Annotated in this window: 2 tRNA genes and 2 rRNA genes (1 of these 4 running past the window's edge); all 4 read left to right on the forward strand. The window is 36.9% G+C overall.

The features are described 5' to 3' along the window. Positions 1 to 2,417: 2,417 nt before the first annotated feature. Positions 2,418 to 3,937, forward strand: a 16S ribosomal RNA gene (locus BTO07_RS00010). 79 nt (positions 3,938 to 4,016) lie between these two features. Then, positions 4,017 to 4,090 (forward strand) — tRNA-Ile (locus BTO07_RS00015). Positions 4,091 to 4,170: 80 nt separating this feature from the next. Further along, positions 4,171 to 4,244 (forward strand) — tRNA-Ala (locus BTO07_RS00020). A 172-nt stretch (positions 4,245 to 4,416) separates the two neighbouring features. Then, positions 4,417 to 5,000, forward strand: a 23S ribosomal RNA gene (locus BTO07_RS00025) (it continues 2,302 nt past the right edge of the window). Together the 16S and 23S rRNA genes with 2 tRNA genes alongside form the textbook arrangement of a ribosomal RNA operon.

Below are 5,000 nucleotides of genomic sequence, written 5' to 3' on the forward strand. Positions count from 1 at the left end.
GGAGAAAAGTTAGAGGTTTAAAAGATCTAGATTAAAAATTGTGGAATTTCATCTTTATCCAAAATATTAGTCAGCCTAAAAAGTAAGAATTCTACATTTCTCACCACTTTAAACTGAGATCTAAAAACTTTAATTTTTGCATTGAAGGATTTGGTAGAAGTATTTGTACTTTTGTAATAAAAATAGTTTAGAATATTTTATAATGTATTGATATTGTTCTAAATATAGTATTAAAATTTTTAAATGCAGATTGCCTTACTTTTTTATATTATTTCGCAATTCTTATTAGTACAGAAGCTTTGTCTTTAGTCTTATTAAATATCCAAGAAAGGTTTTGATATAATTTTTAGGCTTTTTTTAAGTCAGTATATTTTCAAATAATACATTGACTCTTTGTGTTGATTTTTAATCCATTTACTACTAGGTCTATATTAAATATTTACTTTTGGCTGATAATCTTTTTAATGTTTCACCATTAGAAAAATAATTACGGAGTATATTTTATGCTTCTCTTTCGAAAGTTTCTATCTTATCAATTTCTACATTCATTACCACTCAGCGATGCTTTATTCTTGTTTCTTGTAATATGTCTAAAGTTATTTTTTAAACATTGGAATGGTTTATTATTAAAACTGTATTTGGTATAATTTTTAACGATAAGCCTTATGGTTTCCAACCATATCTAGTGTTACCTCCTTTACTTTTTTTCTATGTTTCAATGAAATTATATGAAGTGTTTTTATAAATGTTTCTGTTTTAACTCCTTTAATCATAGCTATTATTGCACCTTTCTTTCCTTAGTTTTTTTATTGGTGATTATTGTATATAAATCTCCATTAGATAAGGCAGTCTCATCAATTGAAATATATGTTCAAATATTATAGCTAACTAATAACCATTTTTTATCATGTGGCTTTTGATTCCAAGATTTAAAATCAATTTAGTAATCTATGTATTTCCTTTGCGTACTTCTAGGGTTTACGCCATAAAAATCAGTAAAAAGACAGGTGATTGAAGCGTTATTATTAACGGAGTTCTTTTAAAAAATACAGCTAACTTATTAGCTATTCTAGTGCCTTTTGATACTAAATCCTCGTTCCTAGTAACTATTTTTTCGGTTGCTTTGTTCAATAATTTTCTCCTTGTTGTATATAGATACACGTTATTACTTCGAATAGAAAATCTTGAACAGTTACCTCTGGAAAGAAATCTTTAGAATTGAGTTTTATGTTTTTAAATTCATCAGGAGCAAGGTCTATTTATGTGAAATAAATGTAAATTTCCTCCTCTTTAATCTCGTGTTTATTTAAACTAAATAAGTAACAATTACTTATTGAAGCAATAATTTGCTGACGCTTAATAAAGTATCAGAAGACATAAATCTTTTAAGTGTGAAGTTCCTCTATTTTTAATTATTTCACAACTTTTTGTATTGATCCCTTTTGTTCATGAAAAAGGTCGGGCTTTGCACTATATCTTTTTAAGTTGAATTGCTTTCCGCATCATTTTTCATTGATAAAATCATTTTTCATGCTAAAGAGTTTATCAATTTCAAATAAAAAGGATGCCGTTTCAATCCCTAACACGGTTTATTTGCGAATTAAATTCTAATTTTAAAGTTGCTACTTATTATATAAGAGTTAATTTTTAAAGTTTTATTTCCATTTTACATATAAAATTGAGGACTCTAAGCTATGTTGTCTATGTTTCTATGTGTTCAAAAAGCATTTTTAAAGAGCTAATTTAGCTTAGATCCTCAAATAGTATAAAAAGAACAAAAACCTCACAAAATATTTCACACTGTAAAGCACTAAAAACAATGCGTTTATGAAGTGCTGTAAAACTAATTTAAAAAAAGTTTAAAAAAATAGTTGTGATATTAAAAAGTGGTTGTATGTTTGCAGCCGCTAAGGGAAATATGCTCTTTTAGTTTCGTTCATTGAGAGGTTGTATTGGTTGGTTAAATGGGGAGATTTGTTTAGATGGAGTTATTAAAATTTCAATAAAAATAAATTTCATTTTTATTTGGTTACTGATTAAAAAGAGTTGTATGTTTGCAGTCCGAAATTTTCGGCAAAAAGTTCAGTTTTTTTAGGGGTAAGTAAAAATAAAAAAAATCATTTTTTTTATTGTCAGATTAGAAATAGTTTGTATGTTTGCAGCCGCTAAGAAATACAGCAAAAAAAGTTCAGAGAGGTTTTGGAATGATAATTAAAAAAGTCAGTTAGTTCGAGTCTAACATTTCTACAAAGTTGAGTTAAAGGTAAAGATTGAGTTTTATAACTTGTCGGTGCCGACTCGGCACAGTTCATTGAAAATATTGAAATTGACAGCGTAAACAAAGAGTAGAATAACCATAACAATTAATTTTGTTAAAATTCTTTTGAAACTTATTCATTAAATATTATTTAAAATATACAATGAAGAGTTTGATCCTGGCTCAGGATGAACGCTAGCGGCAGGCTTAACACATGCAAGTCGAGGGGTAACATTGTAGCTTGCTACAGATGACGACCGGCGCACGGGTGCGTAACGCGTATAGAACCTACCTTTTACTGGAGAATAGCCTTTAGAAATGAAGATTAATGCTCCATAGTATTGCGACTCGGCATCGAGATGTAATTAAAGATTTATTGGTAAAAGATGGCTATGCGTCCTATTAGTTAGATGGTAAGGTAACGGCTTACCATGACATCGATAGGTAGGGGTCCTGAGAGGGAGATCCCCCACACTGGTACTGAGACACGGACCAGACTCCTACGGGAGGCAGCAGTGAGGAATATTGGGCAATGGAGGCAACTCTGACCCAGCCATGCCGCGTGCAGGAAGACGGCCCTATGGGTTGTAAACTGCTTTTATACAGGAAGAAACACTGGTATGTATACCAGCTTGACGGTACTGTAAGAATAAGGACCGGCTAACTCCGTGCCAGCAGCCGCGGTAATACGGAGGGTCCGAGCGTTATCCGGAATCATTGGGTTTAAAGGGTCCGCAGGCGGTCAATTAAGTCAGAGGTGAAATACCATAGCTCAACTATGGAACTGCCTTTGATACTGGTTGACTTGAGTCATATGGAAGTAGATAGAATGTGTAGTGTAGCGGTGAAATGCATAGATATTACACAGAATACCGATTGCGAAGGCAGTCTACTACGTATGTACTGACGCTGAGGGACGAAAGCGTGGGGAGCGAACAGGATTAGATACCCTGGTAGTCCACGCCGTAAACGATGGATACTAGTTGTTGGGCATTAGCTCAGTGACTAAGCGAAAGTGATAAGTATCCCACCTGGGGAGTACGGTCGCAAGACTGAAACTCAAAGGAATTGACGGGGGCCCGCACAAGCGGTGGAGCATGTGGTTTAATTCGATGATACGCGAGGAACCTTACCAGGGCTTAAATGTAGTCTGACAGCTTTAGAGATAGAGTTTTCTTCGGACAGATTACAAGGTGCTGCATGGTTGTCGTCAGCTCGTGCCGTGAGGTGTCAGGTTAAGTCCTATAACGAGCGCAACCCCTGTCGTTAGTTGCCAGCAAGTAAAGTTGGGGACTCTAACGAGACTGCCTACGCAAGTAGAGAGGAAGGTGGGGATGACGTCAAATCATCACGGCCCTTACGTCCTGGGCCACACACGTGCTACAATGGTATGGACAATGAGCAGCCATCTGGCAACAGAGAGCGAATCTATAAACCATATCACAGTTCGGATCGGAGTCTGCAACTCGACTCCGTGAAGCTGGAATCGCTAGTAATCGGATATCAGCCATGATCCGGTGAATACGTTCCCGGGCCTTGTACACACCGCCCGTCAAGCCATGGAAGCTGGGAGTGCCTGAAGTCGGTCACCGCAAGGAGCCGCCTAGGGTAAAACTGGTAACTAGGGCTAAGTCGTAACAAGGTAGCCGTACCGGAAGGTGCGGCTGGAACACCTCCTTTCTAGAGAAAGATGGTGAGTTACAAAAGGAAGTTTTACTCTTTGCTGTTAATTTTAAAAAAACAAAATATTAAGCTATTTAGTCTCGTAGCTCAGCTGGTTAGAGCGCTACACTGATAATGTAGAGGTCGGCAGTTCGAGTCTGCCCGGGACTACAATTTTAATATTTTAAGGAAATTCTGGAAGTAAGAGGATTCTACATTCATAATTTAGGATTTATTCTGAATTTCATAATGGGGGATTAGCTCAGCTGGCTAGAGCGCTTGCCTTGCACGCAAGAGGTCATCGGTTCGACTCCGATATTCTCCACAACGTCAATTTCAAAGTATTGACACAAGTTCATTGACATATTGGTAAAATGATATCGTAAGAATCAAATAGATAGAGAACAATTAGAATATTTATATTCTAATTAAATAATTTTTTTATAAAAATATAAAAGAGTTCATTATAGTATGGCAACATACTGTAGCAAAAAGTACAATAAGTTAAGTAAGGGCGTATGGCGGATGCCTAGGCTCTCAGAGACGACGAAGGACGTGATAAGCTGCGAAAAGCTACGGGGAGGGGCACATACCTTATAATCCGTAGATATCCGAATGGGGCAACCCGGCATGTTGAAGACATGTCACCTAGCAATAGGGGTAAACCCGGTGAACTGAAACATCTAAGTAACCGGAGGAAGAGAAAACAATAGTGATTCCGTTAGTAGTGGCGAGCGAACGCGGATTAGCCCAAACCAAAGTTGTTACGGCAATTTTGGGGTTGTAGGGCCACGATATTCGAAGATAAGTGAATTAGAACTGTTTGGAAAGACAGACCATAGAGGGTGATAGTCCCGTAAAAGTAAGCGAATTTTAGATAGTGGTACCCTGAGTAGTGCGGGACACGAGTAATCCTGTATGAATCCACCGGGACCATCCGGTAAGGCTAAATACTCCTGAGAGACCGATAGTGAACTAGTACCGTGAGGGAAAGGTGAAAAGAACCCTAAGTAAGGGAGTGAAAGAGATCCTGAAACCGTACGCCTACAAGCGGTCGGAGCAACTTCGAGTTGTGACGGCG

This window comes from Polaribacter sp. SA4-12 (assembly GCF_002163675.1).
In the GTDB taxonomy this organism is placed as follows: domain Bacteria; phylum Bacteroidota; class Bacteroidia; order Flavobacteriales; family Flavobacteriaceae; genus Polaribacter.